Annotated in this window: 13 protein-coding genes; all 13 read left to right on the top strand. The window is 62.4% G+C overall.

Annotation, left to right across the window (positions count from 1 at the left end; translation table 11 throughout):
- The first annotated feature begins 1 nt into the window (after position 1).
- Entirely contained in the window at positions 2-859 is an 858-nt protein-coding gene (locus ASD00_RS24865) for a serine hydrolase (protein ID WP_025429211.1), read from the top strand.
- Between the two features lie 53 nt (positions 860-912).
- Positions 913-2,457, top strand: a complete 1,545-nt coding sequence (locus tag ASD00_RS24860) for an ABC transporter substrate-binding protein (RefSeq protein WP_057209773.1) — start codon at positions 913-915, stop codon at positions 2,455-2,457.
- A 114-nt stretch (positions 2,458-2,571) separates the two neighbouring features.
- On the top strand, positions 2,572-4,011 hold the full coding sequence (locus tag ASD00_RS24855; RefSeq protein WP_057209771.1) for a M20 family metallopeptidase: 1,440 nt from the start codon (positions 2,572-2,574) through the stop codon (positions 4,009-4,011).
- A gap of 277 nt (positions 4,012-4,288) precedes the next feature.
- Entirely contained in the window at positions 4,289-5,542 is a 1,254-nt protein-coding gene (gene repA, locus ASD00_RS24850; RefSeq protein ID WP_107027553.1) for a plasmid partitioning protein RepA, read from the top strand.
- 5 nt (positions 5,543-5,547) lie between these two features.
- Positions 5,548-6,603: a plasmid partitioning protein RepB gene (gene repB / locus ASD00_RS24845; RefSeq protein WP_057209769.1), complete on the top strand. Its 1,056-nt coding sequence runs from the start codon at positions 5,548-5,550 to the stop codon at positions 6,601-6,603.
- Between the two features lie 350 nt (positions 6,604-6,953).
- Positions 6,954-9,884 (top strand): DNA translocase FtsK, encoded by a 2,931-nt coding sequence (locus tag ASD00_RS24840; protein WP_057209767.1) that lies wholly within the window; start codon positions 6,954-6,956, stop codon positions 9,882-9,884.
- A 435-nt stretch (positions 9,885-10,319) separates the two neighbouring features.
- Positions 10,320-11,387: a LacI family transcriptional regulator gene (locus ASD00_RS24835; protein WP_038577936.1), complete on the top strand. Its 1,068-nt coding sequence runs from the start codon at positions 10,320-10,322 to the stop codon at positions 11,385-11,387.
- A 26-nt stretch (positions 11,388-11,413) separates the two neighbouring features.
- The gene (locus tag ASD00_RS24830) at positions 11,414-12,160 is read left to right on the top strand and encodes a transporter substrate-binding domain-containing protein (RefSeq protein WP_025429204.1); all 747 of its coding nucleotides are present in this window, start codon (positions 11,414-11,416) and stop codon (positions 12,158-12,160) included.
- An 80-nt stretch (positions 12,161-12,240) separates the two neighbouring features.
- The gene (locus ASD00_RS24825; protein WP_057209765.1) at positions 12,241-13,896 is read left to right on the top strand and encodes an amino acid ABC transporter permease; all 1,656 of its coding nucleotides are present in this window, start codon (positions 12,241-12,243) and stop codon (positions 13,894-13,896) included.
- Between the two features lie 19 nt (positions 13,897-13,915).
- Positions 13,916-14,578, top strand: a complete 663-nt coding sequence (locus ASD00_RS24820) for an SDR family oxidoreductase (protein WP_025429202.1) — start codon at positions 13,916-13,918, stop codon at positions 14,576-14,578.
- A 17-nt stretch (positions 14,579-14,595) separates the two neighbouring features.
- Positions 14,596-17,628, top strand: coding sequence for an aminotransferase class III-fold pyridoxal phosphate-dependent enzyme (locus ASD00_RS24815; protein ID WP_057209763.1), 3,033 nt, complete (start codon positions 14,596-14,598; stop codon positions 17,626-17,628).
- A 202-nt stretch (positions 17,629-17,830) separates the two neighbouring features.
- Positions 17,831-18,979, top strand: a complete 1,149-nt coding sequence (gene ugpC / locus ASD00_RS24810; RefSeq protein WP_025429200.1) for a sn-glycerol-3-phosphate ABC transporter ATP-binding protein UgpC — start codon at positions 17,831-17,833, stop codon at positions 18,977-18,979.
- A 20-nt stretch (positions 18,980-18,999) separates the two neighbouring features.
- Positions 19,000-20,232 (top strand): sugar ABC transporter substrate-binding protein, encoded by a 1,233-nt coding sequence (locus ASD00_RS24805; RefSeq protein WP_057209761.1) that lies wholly within the window; start codon positions 19,000-19,002, stop codon positions 20,230-20,232.

The following is a 20,232-nucleotide window of genomic DNA, read 5'->3' as shown; positions in this document are numbered from 1 at the left end:
CATGACCGTAGCGATCAAAACCGCCACGACAGCCGAACGGCTTAATGCCATCGCCGACGCCCAGCCATTCATCACCCGCTTCCTCGTTCGCAACCTTCAGACCGGCGAGACGATCGGACGGGGCGAAAACGAGGAGACGCCTTCGGCCAGCACCCGCAAGACGTCGATCATGATGGCGGCGCTGAAGGCAGCGCACGAGGGCCGGCTCGATCTCGACACGCCCATCACCTACGAGGAGCGGCTGAAGCATGAGGTTGCGAGCGGCATGTTCCGCTACATGACGCCTGGCATCGTCATCCCGCTGCGCGACGCCATCGTCGGGATGATGGTCTTGAGCGACAATGTCTGCACCAAGATGGTGCTGGAGCGGCTGACGCTGGAAGAGGTCGACAGCTACTGCAAGGCGATCGGCATGGCCGGCACTCACCACCGTTTTCTGATCCCGCCGCTTGGCCTGAAGCCGGACCATTCGCTCGGCGAGGTGACGACGACGACGGCTGGTGACCAGATATTGCTGCTCGAACTGATCCTGGCGGCACAGGACGATGGGGCCGCGGCTGCGCGTCTCGGCACATCGGTCGAGCTCTGCCGCTTTGCGCTGCAGACGCTGAAGAACCAGGTGCTGCGCTACGGCATCCGCTCGCGCCTGCCTTTCGAGACCGTCGTCGCCAGCAAATCCGGGCGCGGTAAGCGCGGTCGCATGGACGCAGGTCTCGTCTATCGCAACAGTCGGCCGCTCTACGGCATCGCCGTCTTCACCGACGCCGTGCCGCAAGTGATGGCCGATGGCACGCCTGGCTACACAATTGCGCTCGAAACCATCGGCCAGCTGTCGCAGGCCTGCTGGGACGCGTTTTGAGCCGAAATCAACCGCAACAAACCAACAAGAAACAACTGGAGAAGAGTGGAACCATGAAAAAAATCTTCCTTGCCGGCACCATCCTGATGAGCGCCGTCGGCTTTGCCGAAGCGCGTGACCTTGTGGTCGCGCAGAGCTCCGATATCCGCAGCAACGTCCCGGGCGTCAACCGCGACGGCAACACCGATTCCGTAATCTTTCACATCGTCGAAGGTCTCGTCGGGTACGCCGAGAACGGCGAGGTAAAGCCGCTCGTCGCCAAGAGCTTCGAAGTGTCTCCCGATGGCCTGACCTATACGTTCAAGCTGCGCGACGACGTGAAATTCCACAATGGCAACGCGGTCACGGCCGACGACGTCGTGTGGAACTGGAACCGCTACATGGCCGCGGACACCAAGTGGACCTGCGCCGGCGATTTCGACGGCAGCAAAACGATCAAGGTGTCGGCCGTCACGGCTGTCGATCCGACCACGGTAACGATGACGATCGAAAAGCCTTCGGCGGTCTTTCTCGGCCTGATGGCGCGTCCAGAATGCGGCTATACCGGCATCATCGCCAAGGAGTCTGTCGGCGCCGACGGCGCCTTCGTTGCTCCCATCGGTACCGGGCCGTTCAAGTGGGCCGAGTGGAAGAAGGGCGAGTATGTCCGTCTCGAAAAGAACGAAGCCTACGTCTCGCCTGCCAATGACGGCAAGCCGGATGGTATGGTCGGCTCCAAACGGCCGCTGGTCGACGGCATCAAGTTCATGGTCATCCCCGATGCATCGACGGTGAAAACCGGTCTGCTGTCGGGCGCACTGGATACGGCCGAAGTCTCCGCCGACCTGATTTCGGAGTTCAAGGACAGCGAGACGATGCAGCTGATCGTCAAGCGCAACAACGGCAAGAACCTGCTTTACTTCCAGACCCGCGACAAGGTTCTGAGCAACGTTGCCGTGCGTCGCGCCATGGCCGAAGCGCTCGATCTCGACCAACTGGTTGCTGCGGTCTCGAACGGTACGGGCGAAACCAATGCCTCGATGGTGTCGGCAGACTCGATCTTCTATTCGGACGCGCAGAAGACGAAGTTTCCGATGGACCTGGAAAAGGCCAAGAAGGACCTGGCGGACGCCGGCTACAACGGCGAGCCGATCACCATCATCGCCAACAAGCGCGGCAATGTGCCGAGCTTCCCGGCCGCCGTCGTCGCCCAGGCGATGATGCAACAGGTCGGTCTCAATGTGCAGATCGAAGTGCTCGACTATGCGACCCAGGTCGATCGCCGCCGCTCGGGCAACTACCAGGTGATCTCGCAGTCGGTGGCACCGCGCCTCGATCCGGCACTGATGTACAGCTTCTACGTCGGCAACAAGGACAAGAACGCCTCGCTGATGTGGGATAATCCCAAAGCGATCGAGTTGATGAAGTCCGCCTATGTCGAGGCCGACCAGGCAAAGCGTCAGGCGATCTTCGACGAATTCCACAAGCTGATGCTTGAGGAAGTTCCCGGCATCTTCATGTACGACATGGTCGACATCTGGGGTGCGACGAAGAAGCTGCACGGCGAGCCCGTCTGGCAGTCGAACACCCGGCTCTGGGAAGTCACGCTCGACGACTAAGTCGCGGCCCGACCGCGTATCGTATCCGGTGGCGGCATCCGTGCCGCCACCTTCCATCTGAAGACAGAAATGCCAATGCGGCCGGCCCACATGTCGCCCGCAAGAGGAATACCCATGCCCCAGCCATCCGTCGTCGCCGCTCTTGCAGATATAGTCGAAGAGTTGAAGCCTGAATTCGCAGCGATGAGCGACGCGATCTGGGACTATGCCGAACTGAGCTTTCGCGAGCACCAGTCGGCGGCGACGCAAATAGCGATGCTGGAAAAGCACGGGTTTCGCATCACGCGGGGAACGGCCGATATCGAAACCGCCTTTACCGGTGAAGCCGGCGCGGGTGGCCCGGTCATTGCCCTTCTCGGTGAATTCGACGCGCTTGCGGGCTTGAGCCAGATCGCCGGCGTCGTCGAGGCAAAGGCGCTTGAAGAGGGCGGCACCGGACACGGCTGCGGGCATAATCTGCTCGGCACCGGCTCGCTGCTGGCTGCAGTCGCCCTTGCCCGTTATCTCCGCGAGAACGATCTGCCAGGCACCGTTCGTTACTATGGTTGCCCCGGCGAAGAGGGCGGCTCGGGCAAGACTTTCATGGCGCGCGCCTGCGCCTTTGCCGATGTCGATACCGCACTCACCTGGCACCCAGCACCCTTCAATGGCGTGCGCTCGACCAACAATCTCGCCGTCCTCGAAATCTACTATCGTTTCAAGGGGGTCGCCGCCCATGCCTCGAACGGCGCCCATCTTGGACGGAGCGCCCTCGATGCGCTGGAGCTGATGAATATCGGTGTCAACTTCCTGCGCGAGCACATGCCGCAGGATTGCCGCGTGCACTATGCGATCACCGACGCCGGCGGCAAGGCGGCCAACGTCGTCCAGGCCCGCGCCGAAGCGCTCTACCTTGTGCGTGCACCGCAAATGCCTGAGGCGCTTGCGCTGGCTGCCCGCATCGACAAGGTCGCCAGGGGCGCTGCGATGATGACCGAGACGGAGGTCGAGATCGTCTTCGATCGCGCCGCCACCAATCTTTTGCCGAACATCACGCTCGAGACGGCGATCCACCAGAACATGGTCGCGCTCGGACCGGTTCCCTTCGACGAGGCAGACCTCGAATTTGCCCGTGAGATCCAGAAGACGATGACGCCGGAGGCGATCGCCAGCAGCATCCGGCTTTACCAGATCAAGGGCGACGTCTTCTCCAACAGCCGCATGGACGGATCGAGTGGTCTCCACCTCGGCCTTCGCGATTTCGAGGGCCAATCGCATTTCCGCGCCGGCTCGACCGATGTCGGCGATGTCAGCTGGGTGACGCCGACGGCGCAATGCTGGGCGCCCGCCTGGGCGATAGGCACCGCGCCGCACACCTGGCAGGTGGTAGCGCAAGGCAAGAGCCCCGCGGCACACAAGGCTTTCGCCCACGCGGCCAAGTCGTTGGCGACGACCGGTCTCGATCTCATCCTCGATCCGGAACTGCTGGCGCAGGCAAAGGCCGAGTGGCGGGAAAAGACCGAAGGCAAGCCCTACCAGTGCCCGATCCCCGATCATATCGGTCCCAAGCTCTGATCCTTCGACGGCAATCGCGTTCACGCGACGTCACGACGAGCCGCCGCCCTTGGGCCGGCGGCCTTTTTGTCTCTTCCGTCTCGCAAGCGTGCAGGATCTTGCCGGCCGGGATGTTCGAATTCGGCTCGATGCCTTGACGCGAATCATTGTCTGCGGCATCTCTGTTACGGAATTTTGTGAATATGTGCCGTTTAGGCGTATCTGAATTAAATCTCTGTTAGTGCATCCCGGTGTCAATGGTGCGGGAAAGCGCGCAAGGAGCATGGCGGGAATGGACATGACGGTAACACAGACGCGATCCGGGACGGACCCTTCCCACGCCCGCCAGCCAGCCGACGAAGCGATCGCGGCCGATGCGCGCGCCCTTTCCGAACAGCTGAAGGCGATGCGCGAGCGGCTGTTTCCGCCAACGGCGATGAAGACGCTTCGCAGCTTCACCTCAGGCGAGGCGGCCAAGCTGATCGGCGTTTCCGACGGTTACCTGCGCCAGCTGTCGCTTGCGGGCGAGGGGCCTCAACCCGATACCGGCACCGGCGGTCGCCGCTCCTATTCGCTGTCCGACATCAACGCGCTTCGCCGCCACCTTGCCGAGCAGGCACTTGCCAAGGGCAATGCCGCCAAGGCGCGCAGCTACCTGAAGTGGCGCGACCGCGAGCGCGGCGAGCACCTGCAGGTCATTTCCGTCACCAACTTCAAGGGCGGTTCCGGCAAGACCACATCGTCGGTCCATATCGCGCAATATCTCGCCATGACCGGCCACCGGGTTCTCGCCGTCGACCTTGACCCGCAGGCGTCGCTTTCGGCGCTCTTCGGCTACCAGCCAGAGCTGGACCTCACCGGCAACGACACGCTCTACGGCGCCATCCGCTACGACGCCGAAGCGCGGCCGCTGAAAGACATCATCCGTCCGACATATTTTGACGGGCTCGACCTGGTGCCCGGCAATCTGGAACTGCAGGAATTCGAGCATACGACGCCGCAGGCACTCAGCGCCCGCCACAGCGGCTCCGATGCCGGCCCGCTGTTCTTCGCACGGGTGCAGTCGGCACTGGCAAGCGTTGCCGACGATTACGATGTCGTCGTCATCGACTGCCCGCCGCAGCTCGGTTATCTCACGCTGTCGGCGCTTTGCGCCTCGACGTCGGTTCTCGTCACCGTGCATCCGCAGATGCTCGACGTCGCGTCGATGAACCAGTTTCTCTACATGACCTCGGACCTCCTGAGCGTCGTGCGCGAGGCGGGCGGCGAACTCAACTTCGACTTCCTGCGCTATCTCGTCACCCGCTTCGAGCCGAACGACGGGCCGCAGGCGCAGATCGTCGGTTTCATGCGCTCGCTGTTCGGAGACCGTGTCCTGACCTCTGCGATGGTCAAGTCGACCGCCGTTTCCGATGCCGGTCTGACGAAGCAGACGCTCTACGAAGTGGGTCGCGAGAATTTCACCCGCGCGACCTACGACCGCGCGATCGAATCCTTGAATTCCGTCAACGGCGAGATCGAAGCTCTCATTCATGCGGCCTGGGGGCGCTAAAATACATGGCTGGCAACCGCAAGAACGAACTGCGCGCACTCTTTTCCGGAAACGTAGCGCCTGCGCCTGGCGCCGAACCCAATGCGACGAGCTCCGCTGAGATAACGACGCTGACGCCTGCCGCACCTGCTGCCGATACGCCGCGTGCGGCCTCGGGCGCCATCAAGGCCATGGGCCTTTCGCTTGGCAGCATCACCCGCGAGGCAGAAGAGGCGCGATCGCTGCGCGAGGCGCTGCATCAGGGCGAGCGCGTTGTCGAACTTGATCCGGATCTGGTCGACGCCTCGTTCGTCGGCGACCGCCTGACCGATGGTGAGCTCGACGATCCGGACTTCCTGGCGCTTGGCGACAGCATCCGCGAAAACGGCCAGCAGTCGCCGATCCTCGTGCGCCCGCACCCGGAAAAGCAGGGCCGCTATCAAACTGCCTATGGCCACCGCCGGCTGAACGCCGTCCGCAGCCTCGGCATCAAGGTCAAGGCCATCGTCCGGTCCCTGACCGACGACGAACTTGTATTGGCGCAGGGCAAGGAAAACGCCGAACGCCGCAACCTGTCTTTTATCGAGCGGGCGCTGTTTGCCTCGGTCCTGGCCGAGCGCGGCTTTGATCGAAAGGTGATCGGCGATGCGCTCGCCGTCCAGAAGAGCGAGTTGTCGCGGCTGATCCAGGTCGCCGAAAGCGTTCCAATGGCAATCGCACGGGCAATCGGTCCGGCGCCCAAGGTCGGTCGCGAACGCTGGATGGCGATCGGCGGCCTGCTTGAGGGCGAGCAGGCGCTGCAGAAGGCGCAGGAAGAGATTGGTCTGAGGCGTTTCCTCGAGGCTGACAGCGACCAGCGCTTCCAGTTCGTCTTTGCGCGTCTGTCGCGTACCGAAAGGCAGGATCCGGCCAAACCCGAGGTTCTCACCGACGAGAACGGCCAGGCCTTTGCCAAGCTGAGACGAGACGGAAAGAGTGCACGGATCGAGTTTTCGGCCAATGTCAGCCCGGCGTTTGTCGATGAAGCGATCGAGCTTCTGGCCAGGCATCACGCGGCTTTCGTCGCTGCGCGCCGGAGCTGATCGCTCGGGAATTTGCCGAGCCTATGGCGGTCATTATCGGGCCGGCGTGACAAGGTCACGCCGGCCCGATTCGTTATGGTCCGTATCTCCGACCGAAGCGGTTGCCCCTGCTGCGCCGCGACGTGCCAAAATGACAATCCGGAAGAAATATTTTCGGCCAGGTTCTGCCAGCGACAGAATGGCGCGATGCCCTTGAGCGGGATGGGGATTGCGGCCGTTTCACCGACTGTTTTGCTGGATTGAACGGCGCGCCTTTTGTCTTTCAAGCGGCCTTTGGAAGGGACTTGTTAACCTTCATTTTCTATCGCTTAGCAGGCCCCTCGGCGATGTCTCTAGCTCTTCCAGGACCCATGCGTATTCCCAGGACAAACTTCTCTCAGGCAGCTTTGCATGATGCAAACCAGGCGGATTACTATGACGATCCGCAGGACGGTGCGTTGAGCGATATGCCCACCCATGACGTGGATCCAGTCGATCCCTACCAGTTGTACGAGGCGCCTGCCGCGCCTCGCAAACCAGCCAACCAGCAATCGGACGCGACGGCGCATGTCGGCCGCGCTGCCCGGCTCTATGGCCAGGGCACGGCCTATGCGCCGGCCCAGGTGACGACGTCGACCGACGAGCCGCTGCCGACCCTGTCGGAGATCGCTGGCCACTACGGCGATTCAACGTGGGAGAGCCACTTCTTCCTGGCGCCGAACGTGCGGTTCACCCGCACGCCGGAACGGGAGTTTACCAAGCGCCGCGCGCCTTCGGACAGCGACAGCGATGTCGCATCTGAGGAACAGATTGCCTCAAGCGAAAATGTCGTCGCCGCGGCAGAGCCCGTGGAAGCAGCGTCTGCGGCCATCGAAGCCGTCGCCCCCGTCAAATCGCCGGACATGGTCGATGTCGTTCCCGTGCGTATGCCCGCACCCGTGCCTGAGCAGGCCCTGCCTTCCTACAGCCCCTCCGAGCTGCTGCGCGTTCTCACGAGCCAGCTGCCGCATTGGTCGTCGGCGCCAAAGGCAGGCGCGGCCAACCTGGCGCCCAACGCTACCGTTGCTGGCTCTGCAATCGGCCCGAGCCTGCCGGCACAGTCCGCGAACGAGGCGCCTGTGGCGATCGCAATGCTGGCTGCACCCGTTGAACCGACGCAGATAGTCGAGCCAGCGGCGGCAGTAGAAGCCCCGGCCGACACGCGTCTGTCGTTTCTGTCGGACTTCGCCTTCTTCGAGTTTGGCCCCTCCACCCTGGATGACGGCCCGGCAGAGGCAGCCATTGTGCAGCCGAAGCCATTCGTCGACACAGCGGTGCCCGCTTCCTTCACGCCCGCCGCTGTCGTGTCGATGCCGGCACCGGCCCCGGCCCCGGCCCCAATTCCCGTCAAGGCAGTCGAAATCAAGCGCATGCCGCCGACGGCGATCACGTCGCTGTTCCGCGTTGTCGAATGCCGCCCGGCAGCTGAGGTGCCATCGGTGCCTGCCGCCGTTGTGCCCGCACTAGCAGAACCCGTATCGATGGAACCCACGCGCGATGCGGCGGAGCCGATGATCGTGCCGTCCGAAATCGCGTCCGTGCCACCTGTTGCGGTCGAACCGGCCGAGATCACATCACTTATGGCCGAGGAAGAGCCTGTTCGCACCGTTGCGACAGTCTCAAAGGCGGCTATCACCATGCCCGCCCAGGTCTCGCGCGCACCTTCGCTTCTGCCGCCGATCGGCGCGACCGAGCGTTTCGCGCACGCCGACGGCTATGAATTTCCGGCCGAAGACCTGTTGCAGGAACCGCCGGAAGGCCGCGGCTTCTTCATGTCGCAGGAGCAGCTCGAACAGAATGCCGGGCTGCTCGAAAGCGTGCTCGAAGATTTCGGCGTGCGTGGCGAGATCATCCATGTCCGGCCAGGGCCGGTTGTTACGCTTTACGAATTTGAACCGGCGCCCGGCGTCAAATCCTCGCGGGTGATCAACCTGGCCGACGACATCGCCCGCTCGATGTCGGCACTATCAGCCCGTGTCGCTGTTGTGCCCGGCCGCAACGTCATCGGCATCGAACTGCCGAATGCGACGCGCGAGACGGTCTACTTCCGCGAGCTGATCGAATCCGTCGATTTCCGCAAGACGAACTGCAAGCTGGCGCTTTGCCTCGGCAAGACGATCGGTGGCGAGCCCGTCATTGCAGAACTCGCCAAGATGCCGCATCTGCTCGTTGCCGGCACCACCGGTTCGGGCAAGTCGGTGGCGATCAATACCATGATCCTGTCGCTGCTCTATCGGTTGAAGCCGGAAGAGTGCCGCCTGATCATGGTCGATCCGAAGATGCTCGAACTCTCCGTCTATGACGGCATCCCGCATCTGCTGACCCCCGTCGTCACCGATCCGAAGAAGGCCGTCATGGCGCTGAAATGGGCGGTGCGCGAGATGGAGGACCGCTATCGCAAGATGTCGCGCCTCGGCGTTCGCAATATCGACGGCTATAACCAGCGTGCTGCCGCTGCCCGCGAAAAGGGCGAGCCGGTGATGTGCACGGTCCAGGCCGGCTTCGAGAAGGGCACCGGCGAGGCGCTGTTCGAGCAGCAGGAAATGGATCTGGCGCCGATGCCCTATATCGTCGTCATCGTCGACGAGATGGCCGACCTGATGATGGTCGCCGGCAAGGAGATCGAAGGTGCTATCCAGCGGCTGGCGCAGATGGCGCGTGCTGCCGGTATCCACCTGATCATGGCGACGCAGCGCCCCTCGGTCGACGTCATCACCGGCACGATCAAGGCCAACTTCCCGACCCGTATCTCCTTCCAGGTGACGTCGAAGATCGACAGCCGCACCATCCTTGGCGAACAGGGGGCCGAACAGCTGCTCGGCCAGGGCGACATGCTGCACATGCAGGGCGGCGGGCGGATCGCCCGTGTCCACGGACCGTTCGTTTCGGACCAGGAAGTGGAGCACGTCGTCGCCCACCTGAAGACGCAAGGCAGGCCCGAATACCTCGAGACCGTTACCGCGGACGAAGAGGAAGAGGAGCCCGCGGAAGAGCAGGGCGCTGTCTTCGACAAGACGGCGATGGCCTCGGAGGACGGCAACGAACTCTACGACCAGGCCGTCAAGGTGGTGCTGCGCGACAAGAAGTGCTCGACCTCCTACATCCAGCGCCGGCTGGGTATCGGCTATAATCGTGCGGCTTCGCTCGTCGAGCGCATGGAGAAGGAGGGCCTTGTCGGCGCTGCCAACCATGTCGGCAAGCGTGAGATCATCCATGGCAATCGTGACCATGCGATTGCGCCTGATAACGACGACATGGATTGAGAAGGCGCACGGCGCAGTGTGATGTGTCGTGCGTCTCTACTCTGAATATCGATGAACAAGGCCGCGAAGGGAATGCTTCGCGGCCATTTTTCATTCGTGGGATTTTACCTGGCTGCAAAGGTCTACTGCCGGTTCCCTTAAATCCTATTCGATTTAAGGACAAAACATGCAGCCATTCAAAGTGCTACAGCGACCTTTGCGCGTCCAATGAGACGCGCGGCGCTGTAGTCTTCGGCGGGTGTTGATCCGCAAGTCCTTTGGGTTCCGCTCCGGCGCAAAGCACACCTTCGTGGCCCATTAGGCAGCCTTGGTAGTAATTTCTTTGACGTCGAACTTCTCCCCATATGAGAATAAAAACGTTTTTATTTTTCTTGAAAACGTTTTTATTGACTGTTACGCATATGTTCAGAGTGAGCCAACGGCCTGGGAGGGTGCATGGCGGCGCATATGCACAGAACCCGGCGTACACCGGTGCCGACGATCAAGACACTGGCCGAGATCACCGGCTATTCCATCGCGACGATCTCGAAAGCGCTCAGGGATTCGCCTGTCGTTGCGCCTGTTACCCGCGATCTCATCTTCAAGGCGGCGCGCGAAGTCGGCTATCAGGCCAATGCGCGCGGCATGGCGCTTCGCACCGGAAAGAGCTTTCAGGCGGCAGTGCTGATGCCGGTTACCGCGGCACGCGATTACGAGTGGGACGGAGTCGAATATACCCAGATTTTGAGCGGCGTCAGCCAGGCGCTGGATGGTACGGACTACCGCATGTCCGTGCATGTCATCCGCGATGCTGCCGACGGCGCGGAAACGGCGCGCCGCATCGTCGATCAGGGTCTGGCCGACGGCTTGATCTTTTCCGGCATTCTTGCCGACGACCCGCGCATCGATCTGCTGGTCGACCACCATTTCCCATTTGTCTCGATGGGGCGTTGCCGCAAGGATCTGGATTACGCCCATGTCGATATCGACAACGAGTGGGCAGCCCACGCTGCCACCGCCCGCTTGCTTGCCGGCGGCCATCGCCGCATCGCGCTCGTCAACCCGGAGCGTCGGCTCTCCTATGCGTTGGACAGGCTGGACGGGTTTGCCCGCGCCTTCCGCGAAGCCGGCGTTACCGCCTCTGCCGATCTCGTTGTCGAAGGCGATCTTTCGACCCATTTTGGCCGGCAGAGCGTGATCGACCTTTTGCAGGTGGCGGAGCCGCCGACTGCCTTCGTCTGCATCAACGAATCGACGACGCTCGGCGTCCTTTCCGGTCTCGGCAGTCTCGGGCGGCAGGTTGGCGTCGATGTCGACGTGATCGCCTATGACGACATCAACGTCAGCGCCTATTTCACGCCGCCGATCACCACCTTCTATCAACCGATCGAGGTCCTGGGACGGACGCTCGGGCAGTTCCTGCTGAAGCGCATGGAGGGTGAGGACCCGAAGGCGCTCCGGCAGGTCTTCAGGCCAACCCTGATCGAAAGGCAGCCGGACAATCTCGGCGGCAGGCTGGCATGAACATTCATCATCCAAGGAGGAGAACCATGAAAAAACTGATTATTGCCCTGACATTTGCGGCTCTTTCCGCAAGTGTGTCCCACGCTGCCGATCTCGGCGGAAAATTGCTCAAGGTTGGATCCGACACCACCTCGCCGCCGATGGAAAGCGTCGATCCGGCCAGCGGCCAGATCGTTGGCTTCGACGTCGATGTGGTCAATGCGGTCTGTGCCAAGATCAACTGCCAGGCCGAGTTCATCACCACCGGTTGGGACGGCATCTTTGCCGCACTCGATCAGGGCAATTTCGATCTCGTCGCCTCCGGCGTCTCGATCACCGATGAACGCAAGAAGGCGATGGACTTCTCCGACCCCTATATCGTCAACAGCCAGGCGGTGCTGATGCGCGTTGAAGACCAGGACATCACGCTCGATCGCTTCAAGGAGGCCGGCAGAAAGCTCTCCGCCCAGGCCAATACCACCGACGCTCAGGTTGCCGAAGGTGTGGTCGGTAAGGAGAACGTTGCCGCCTATGACACCTTCAGCGCCGCCATCATCGCGCTCAAGAACAAGGACGTCGACGGCGTCGTCATCAATGGCGCGAATGCGGCGGCTTACGAGCGCGAATTTGCCGGCGAACTGGTGGTGGCGATCAAGGATCTGGAATCCGATCCGCTCGGCCTCGTCTTCCGCAAGGGCGACGAGAATGTCGCGGCCTTCAACGAGGGCCTGAAGATGATCAAGGACGATGGCACGCTCGACCAGCTGGTCAACAAATACTGGGGCCTGAAATAAGCCTTCCGCAATTTCCCCGGAGCGCCGAGGCGGCCGCTCCGGGGGCTAGCCTTTTCAACAGCAATACCCCGGAGGAATGAATGTCGTTCCTGAGAAGCGTGCGTCCGAGCAATCTCATCATCCTGACCGCGCTGCCCTTCATCATCTATCTTTTCGTATCCTCCGGAGACTACCAGCGGTCGCTTCGCGCCATTCTCGGCGTCGAGAACGGCTCGTCTGCCTTCGTGCCCGGCTTTCTCGCGCTGGCGATCGCTTTTTCGGCGGGCCTTTGCGTGCTCCTGTTCTCGCGGGCCAAGGCGAGCCGTCCGAAGTGGGCGGTGGCCGCGGCCGTACTGAACCTCGGCGCCGCCGTCGTCCTGCTGCTCGGGCATAACATTCACCCCTTCATCGCCTCGGTCGTGGCAAACGGCGTCGATGCGTTCAAATCGGACCTGATCGTCAAGGGCGTGACGCCGCGCCAATTGACTGAGGCCGCCGATCTCTGGCTTCGTGGTGTCGAGTCCTGGCTGTTCCCGGGATATCTGGTGTCGAGCACCCTCGGTCTCGGGCTGTTTTTTGCAGGCGCACGTGGCGGCGAGCCTCTGGACAGTCCGTTCAGACGTGTCGGGCGCTGGATCCTCGGCGTCGTCAACGGTGCCGGGCTGGTTTTCGTTCTCTTCTTCGCGCACATCGCCTTTGCGGCGGGGGTGGCGACCACCATTCGCGCCGCGATTGCCGCCTACATCCTGGCGGCAGTGCTTGGTCTCGTCTGGGTCGGCCTCCTGCAATTGCGCTCGACGGTGCGCACCAGCCTCTATTTTGCGGTCGCGACCCTGGTTCTGGCGCTCGTCGCCGCCTGGTTCCTGCTGCAGCCGCGTGACACCTACGTGCTTGCCGGTTCGCTCGAGGGCAAGGTCGGCATCGTCACCAACACGCCGGCGGGTCTGATCGGTGCGGTGCGGTTCGGCCAGTATGACGGCGCGCCGCAGACGGAAACGCCGGTTCGCACCTTTGTCGGCCCGACCGAAGCACTCGCTTCCATGGCCAAGAACGAAGGGGTCAGCGCCGCCCTGCTGCCGGCCGCCTCGGCGCCTGCCGATCTGCCGGTGCTCTGGAAGACCGAAGCGCTCAACGACCGCGATCGCGCAACCGGCATTACGGTTGCGGTGCTGGCGATTATCCTCGGGCTTCTGACCTTCGGCGGCTACCTGCACCAGCGCCACCCGCTGGCGGTCGGCTCCGAATTCATCGTCGATACCATTCGCGGCATTCCGATGCTGGTCATCGTGCTCTATGTCGGGTTGCCGCTCAGCGGCGCGTTGAAGGACGCGACGCAAGGCGTGCTCGACCCACCCAATCTGGTGCGCGGCATCGTCGCCATGGCGCTTGCCTATTCGGCCTACCTCGCGGAAATCTTCCGTTCCGGCATCAACGCCATACCGGTCGGCCAGGTCGAGGCGGCGCGCAGCATCGGCCTCAATCGCTGGCAGACAGCGCGCCTCGTCATCCTGCCGCAGGCCTTCAGGATCATCATTCCGCCGCTCGGCAACGAACTGATCGCGATCCTCAAAGACACCTCGCTGCTGTCGATCCTGTCGATCCGCGACATCACCCAGCGCATGCGCGAGTTCCAGTCGGCAAGCTTCCTGCCTTTCGCGCCCTATAACTCCGCCGCGATCTTCTACATCTTCCTGACGCTTGCTGCAGCCAGCCTCGTGAACATGGTCGAGAGAAAATATGACATCAAGCATCGATAAAACGGAGGTACGACGCACCGTGCTGATCACCGGTGCCTCGCGAGGTCTCGGGCGCGAGCTCGCGGCACTCTATGCGGCCGACGGCTGGCGGGTCATTGCCTGCGTCCGAGGGGAAGCGTCTTTCGAAGGTGCCATTGAAGCGCAATCGCTTGATGTCTCCGACCCCGCTTCGATCATGGCCCTTGGCAGAGCGCTCGAAGGTGTGGCCATCGACGTTCTGATCAACAATGCCGGCATCCGCGGCGACACGGGTGGGCTTGCGACGCTGGACAGCGATGATTTCCTCGAGGTGATGCGCGTCAACGCGCTCGCACCTTTGCTCCTGGCACGTGCGCTGCATGCGAACCTTCTGGCCGGTGAACGCTGTGTTATCGCCAACATCAGCAGTCGTGCCGGCTCGCTTGCCGAAGGCACGCTGGACGATGATGACGGCGACTATGCCTATCGCTGCTCGAAGGCGGCGTTGAACATGGCGACGGTGAAGCTGGCACAGGATTTTCGCAAGGACGGCATCACCGTCCTGTCGCTGCATCCCGGCTGGGTCAGGACCGACATGGGTGGCGGCGAGGCAAATGTTCCGGTGGCAACAAGTGCCGCTGGGCTGAAAGCGATTATCGACGAAGCGGACATGGCCGACAGCGGCAGCTTCTGCAGCTACGACGGACGACGGATTTCATGGTGACGGGACAAGCAGCAGGCATGGCACAGGAAGACTTGAAGGCTGAGCAGGAACTGGCGGCAATCCGGGCGCTGCTCATCGAGACCTATGGCATCGAAGGGGATATCTCGCCGCTGCCGGGCGAGCACGACCTCAACTATCGCGTTCGCGCGCAAGACGGCGAGCAATATCTCCTGAAGCTGCACGCGCCAGGCGATGCCGATGAACTCGACATGCAAGTCGCGGTGCTCGACCACCTCGCAAAAACGGCAGTCGATCTGCCGGTCTCGCGGCCAGTGCCCGGTCGCGCCGGCGCGTCAACCGTGAAAGCGATGGTGCGCGGCGAGCGCACCGCGCGGCTCCTGACCTGGCTACCCGGCGATATCTGGGTGAAATCCGCGTCCCGCGGTCTGACGAGCGCGGAAACGCTCGGGCACCTGCTCGGCCAGCTCGACCAAAGCCTCAAGGGCTTTGCCCATGCCGGCACGAAACGCGTCTATGCCTGGGATATCGGCCGTGCCGATATGCATCTGAACCACGTGGGTCTGATCGACGGCGACGACAAGCGGGAAGCGGTTCGCGCCATCCTCGAACGGTTCGCGTCGTCCGTCCGGCCAAGCCTCGAAAGCTGCCTGCGACAGGTCATCCATAACGACGCCAACGACTACAATGTGCTTTTGGACCACGAGGGACGCGTCAGCGGATTGCTGGATTTCGGCGATATGGTCGAAACGTGGCGCGTCGTCGAGATCGCTGTCGCTGCCGCCTATGCGCTGATCGGCACGGCGGATGCGGTCGGCACCATCGCAGCGCTCGCGGGCGCCTATCACCGAGCGAACCCGATCAGCGAGGCCGAGACGGCTTTGATCTTCGATCTCGTTCGCACCCGCTATGCCGTCAGCATGTGCATGGCGGCCAAGCAGATCCGCGACAACCCTGAAAACACCTACCTGCTTGTCAGCCAGGAAGACGTCTGGCGTGAGCTTCAACGGCTCGAACGCGAGAACCGCGCGATTGCGATCGCCCGCATCCGCGACGCCTGCGGCTTTGCGCCGATCGCGCATGCGGCGTCCGTCGTGCGCTGGCTGGAGCAGAACGCCCATGACTTTTCCGCCATCGTCAAGCCGTCCGTCGCCAAGCCCAAGGTCGCCGTCTTCGATTTCTCCGCCTCCAGTCCCGAAGCGGCACAGTGGGCGGCACTGGATGCCACGGCGGCAGAGGCGCTGATCGCCGCGCGTATTCGCGAGCAGAATGCCGACTATGGCATCGGCCTTTACGGCGAGGATCGCGCGATCTATCAGGGCGACGCCTACGAAACGGCAACCGCCGGTGAGCGCCGTTCAGTCCATCTTGGCGTCGATATCTTCGCGCCGGCATTGGAACCGGTGCATGCACCGTTCGCTGGCAAGGTCGCTTTCCTTCATGACGATGCCGTCGCCTTCGGCTTCGGCCCGACCGTCCTGCTGGAACATGTCACCGATGCCGGGGATATCTTCTGGACGCTTTACGGCCATCTGTCGCGCGAGACGATGGCGAAGTTGACGGTCGGCCAACCGATCGCCACGGGCGAAAGCTTTGCGAGCCTTGGTGCCACCCAAGAAAACGGCAACTGGGCGCCGCATCTGCATTTCCAGCTGGTGACCGACCATCTGGGGCTGGTGGGCCGCATGTTCGGCGTCGGCGTGCGTGATCAATGGCAGGTCTGGCGCGAGGTCAGCCCCGATCCGAGCGTTGTGCTTGGGCTGCCTGTGCCGGCTTCGGTGATCGTCGCCCGCGACAAGGATTTTCTGGTGCGTGAGCGTCACCGGCGCATCGGGCGTTCGCTCAGTATCGCCTATAGCACAGCGCCGCTGAAGATCGTCGGCGGCGAGGGCGCTCATCTGATCGACGAGGACGGCACGCGCTGGCTCGATATGGTAAACAATGTCTGCCACGTCGGCCATTGCCATCCGCGCGTCGTCAAGGCGGCGCAGATGCAGATGGAGAAGCTCAACACCAATTCGCGCTATCTGCACGATTCGCTGGTCGAATATTCGCGGCGGCTGGCCGCGCAGTTCCCCGACCCACTCAACGTCTGCTTCTTCGTCAATTCCGGCAGCGAGGCCAACGACCTGGCGCTCAGGCTGGCGCGTGCCTACACCGGAAACCGCGACGTCATCACCGTCGATCATGCCTATCACGGCCATCTGTCGAGCATGATCGACGTCAGCCCCTACAAGTTTGCCGGCAAGGGCGGAGAGGGCCGCCCCGCCCATGTCCAGGTCGCGGAAATGCCCGATCTCTATCGCGGCCGCTATCGCTATGGCGACGTCGATGCAGGCCGCAAATATGCCGAGGATGTGCGCAACCAGGTGCTGGCGCTTGCCGCAAACGGCCGCCGCCCGGCGCTGTTCTTCAGCGAGGGTATTCTCGGAACGGGCGGGCAGCTGACATTGCCGGAAGGCTATCTGCATGAGGCCTATGCCCATGTGCGTGCCGCCGGCGGCCTGTGCCTGGCCGACGAAGTGCAGGTCGGCTTCGGCCGCGTTGGCAGCCATATGTGGGCGCACCAGACGCAAGGTGTGACCCCGGATATCGCCACGATGGGCAAGCCGATCGGCAACGGACACCCGATGGCCGCCGTCGTCACCACCGAGGCGATCGCCGCCTCCTTTGCCAACGGCATGGAGTACTTCAACACCTTCGGCGGCAATCCGGTTTCGGCCGAGATCGGCCTTGCGGTGCTGGACGTCATTCGCGACGAACGGTTGATGCACCACTGCCGTGTTGTCGGCGACCGGTTGATGGACGGCGCCCGTGCGCTGGCCAAGCGCCATGCCATCATCGGTGACGTGCGCGGCTACGGTCTCTTCAACGGCATCGAATTGGTGCGCAGCCGCGAGACCCAGGAACCGGCCGCAAGCGAGCTCGACTTCGTCATCGCTGAAATGAAACGCAAGCATCGGATATTGCTCAGCAGCGAGGGGCCGCACCACAACGTGCTGAAGGTGAAGCCGCCGGCGCCGTTCAGCGCCGAGGATTGCGACCATTTCCTCAATGCGCTCGACGAGACGCTCGGACGCCTAAACCATTGATCAAGAAACGATACGGCCGGTCATGAACCGGCCGTATCGGTTTTGTGCCCTTTATCGCCCACAGCAATTTCTCAAGCACCGATTTTTTCGCTTTACAACAAAGTTAAACGTTTTTATCGTGCATATAAACGTTTAACACGAACATGTGGTAAGGTAAGCGTTAAGCCGGCTGCCACAATGTTCGCCATCAGGGGAGGGCCCGTTGGCAGCTATCCGTATTGAAAATCTGCGCAAAGGCTTTGGTTCGCTCGAAGTCTTGAAGGGCATCAATCTCGATATCGCCGATGGCGAGTTCGTGTGCTTTCTCGGGCCGTCCGGTTGCGGTAAGAGCACGCTCCTGCGTTCGATCGCCGGTCTTGAGGAGCTCGATTCCGGTTCGATCCGCCTCGGCGATCGCGATATCACCGATCTGCGCTCGGCCAAGCGCGATATCGCCATGGTCTTCCAGAATTACGCGCTCTATCCACACATGAACGTGCGCAAGAACCTGTCCTTCGGCCTGGCGCTGAACGGCATGAAGCGCGACGAGATCGATCGCCGCGTCAACAACGCTGCCGACATCCTGCGCATCTCCGAACTGTTGCACCGCAAGCCCCGCCAACTCTCCGGCGGCCAGCGCCAGCGTGTTGCCATCGGCCGCGCGATTGTTCGCGAGCCGAAGCTGTTCCTGCTCGATGAGCCGCTGTCGAACCTTGATGCCGGCCTGCGTGTGACCATGCGCGTCGAGCTTGCAGCACTCCACGAGCGCCTTGGCGTCACGATGATCTATGTCACCCATGATCAGGTCGAGGCGATGACGCTTTCCGATCGCGTCGTCGTGCTCGACAAAGGCAAGGTCAGCCAGTTCGGCACGCCGCTCGAACTCTTCTATCAGCCGGCGAACCTCTTCGTTGCCGGCTTTATCGGCTCGCCGCGGATGAATTTCGTCACCGCGAACCTGGTCCGCCAGGACCGTTCCGAATTGACGCTTTCCGGCGGTGGTCTGGTTCGGGACCTGACGCTCGGAACGTTGTCATCCACCGTCGTCGCCAAGGACAAGCCGGTGACGATCGGCATCCGCCCGGACAAGCTTGAGCTGGTTTCGCCTGAGGAAGCGCACCTGATCGGCGACGTCCGCCTGGTCGAGCGGCTCGGCACCGAAAGCCATGTTCACATCGGCCTTGAGAATGGCTCCGACATGACCGCCGTCGTGCGCGGCACGCATCCGGTTGCCAACCGCGAGCGCATCCATCTGCGCATCCCCGCTGAGCATTGCCATCTGTTCGATGCCGACGGCAAGGCGATCGCGCGGGCGCTCGATCCCGAGACGCAGATGCTGATCAATCAGGAAAAAAGCAAAAGGGTCGCGTGACCCGAATGAGGAGGAGAAGCATGCAGAACAGGACGAAATCGCTCATCGGCTCGCTCATGGTCTTGGCCATGGCTGGAGTTGCCACGGCCCGCGCGGAAGAAACCTTGCGCTTTGCCACCTGGGACACGGATGAGAGCCTGGCGATCCAGCAGGCGATCGCCAAGAAGTTCGAGGAAAAGCACCCGGGCGTGAAGGTGCAAGTCGAGCCCTATGCCGATGGTTACGACCAGAAGCTGATCGCCGCCTTCGGCGCCGGCAGCCCACCCGACGTCATGTATATGTGGAATTTCCCGCAGTACTACACCTCGCTGATGCCGCTCGACGATCTGATCGCGCGCGACGCAGCCGAAGTGAAGCCGGACGATTTCCCTAAGGGCCTGATGAACACCACGCGCGTCGAAGGCAAGACCTACGGCATGCCGTCGGGCTTCACGACCCAGGTCGTCTTCTACAACAAGGACATGTTCGCCAAGGCCGGCGTCGAAGAGCCGAAGGATGGCTGGACCTGGGACGATCTGCGCGCCAAGGCCGCCAAGTTCCGTGACGAGAAGAACAAGGTCTACGGCTTTGCCGTCGACGCCAAGCCCGACCCTTACGACTTCGAGCAGTTCCTCTGGTCGAACGGCACCAAGTACATCTCCGACGATGGCAAGCAGATCGACGGCTACATGAACAGCGATGCGGCGGCCCAGGTGCTCGACATGTTCGGCGATATGGCCAAGACGCAGGAAGCGATCACGCTCAACCTCGGCGACGACACCTCGGGCAGCACGCTGTTCAAGGGGGGCAAGATCGCCATGTTCCAGAGCGCAATGTGGTCGAAGGCAGGCATCGACTCCTCGGGCATCAAGTATGGCGTGGCGCCGTTGCCGAAGTTCGGCGACAAGACCGCCCATTCGGCGCTCGGCGTCTCGGCGATCTCGATCGCCAAGGACGCAGCACACGCTGACCTCGCCTGGGAGTTCGTCAAGTTCTTCTCCTCGCCGGAAGCCGTTGCCATGCGGATCAACGACCTGCCGGTCCGCACCAGCGTTGCCGAAGAAAAGGGCATGACCACCGATCCGATCTACAAGCCGTTCTTCGACATTCTCGCGACCTCGAACACCGAAACCCACGCGTTCCTGAAGAACGCCAACTGGGGCAAGGTGCAGGACAATCTCGCGCGCGCCATCGAAGCAACCATGATCGACCAGGGCAACGCCAAGCAGCATCTGGACGATGCCGTCAGCCGTTCCAAGCGGTTGATCAAGTAA

Source organism: Ensifer sp. Root31, assembly GCF_001424825.1.
Classification (GTDB): domain Bacteria; phylum Pseudomonadota; class Alphaproteobacteria; order Rhizobiales; family Rhizobiaceae; genus Ensifer; species Ensifer canadensis.
The sequence above is the reverse complement of the archived record's forward strand: the minus strand, read 5'-3'. Positions and strand labels throughout refer to the sequence as shown.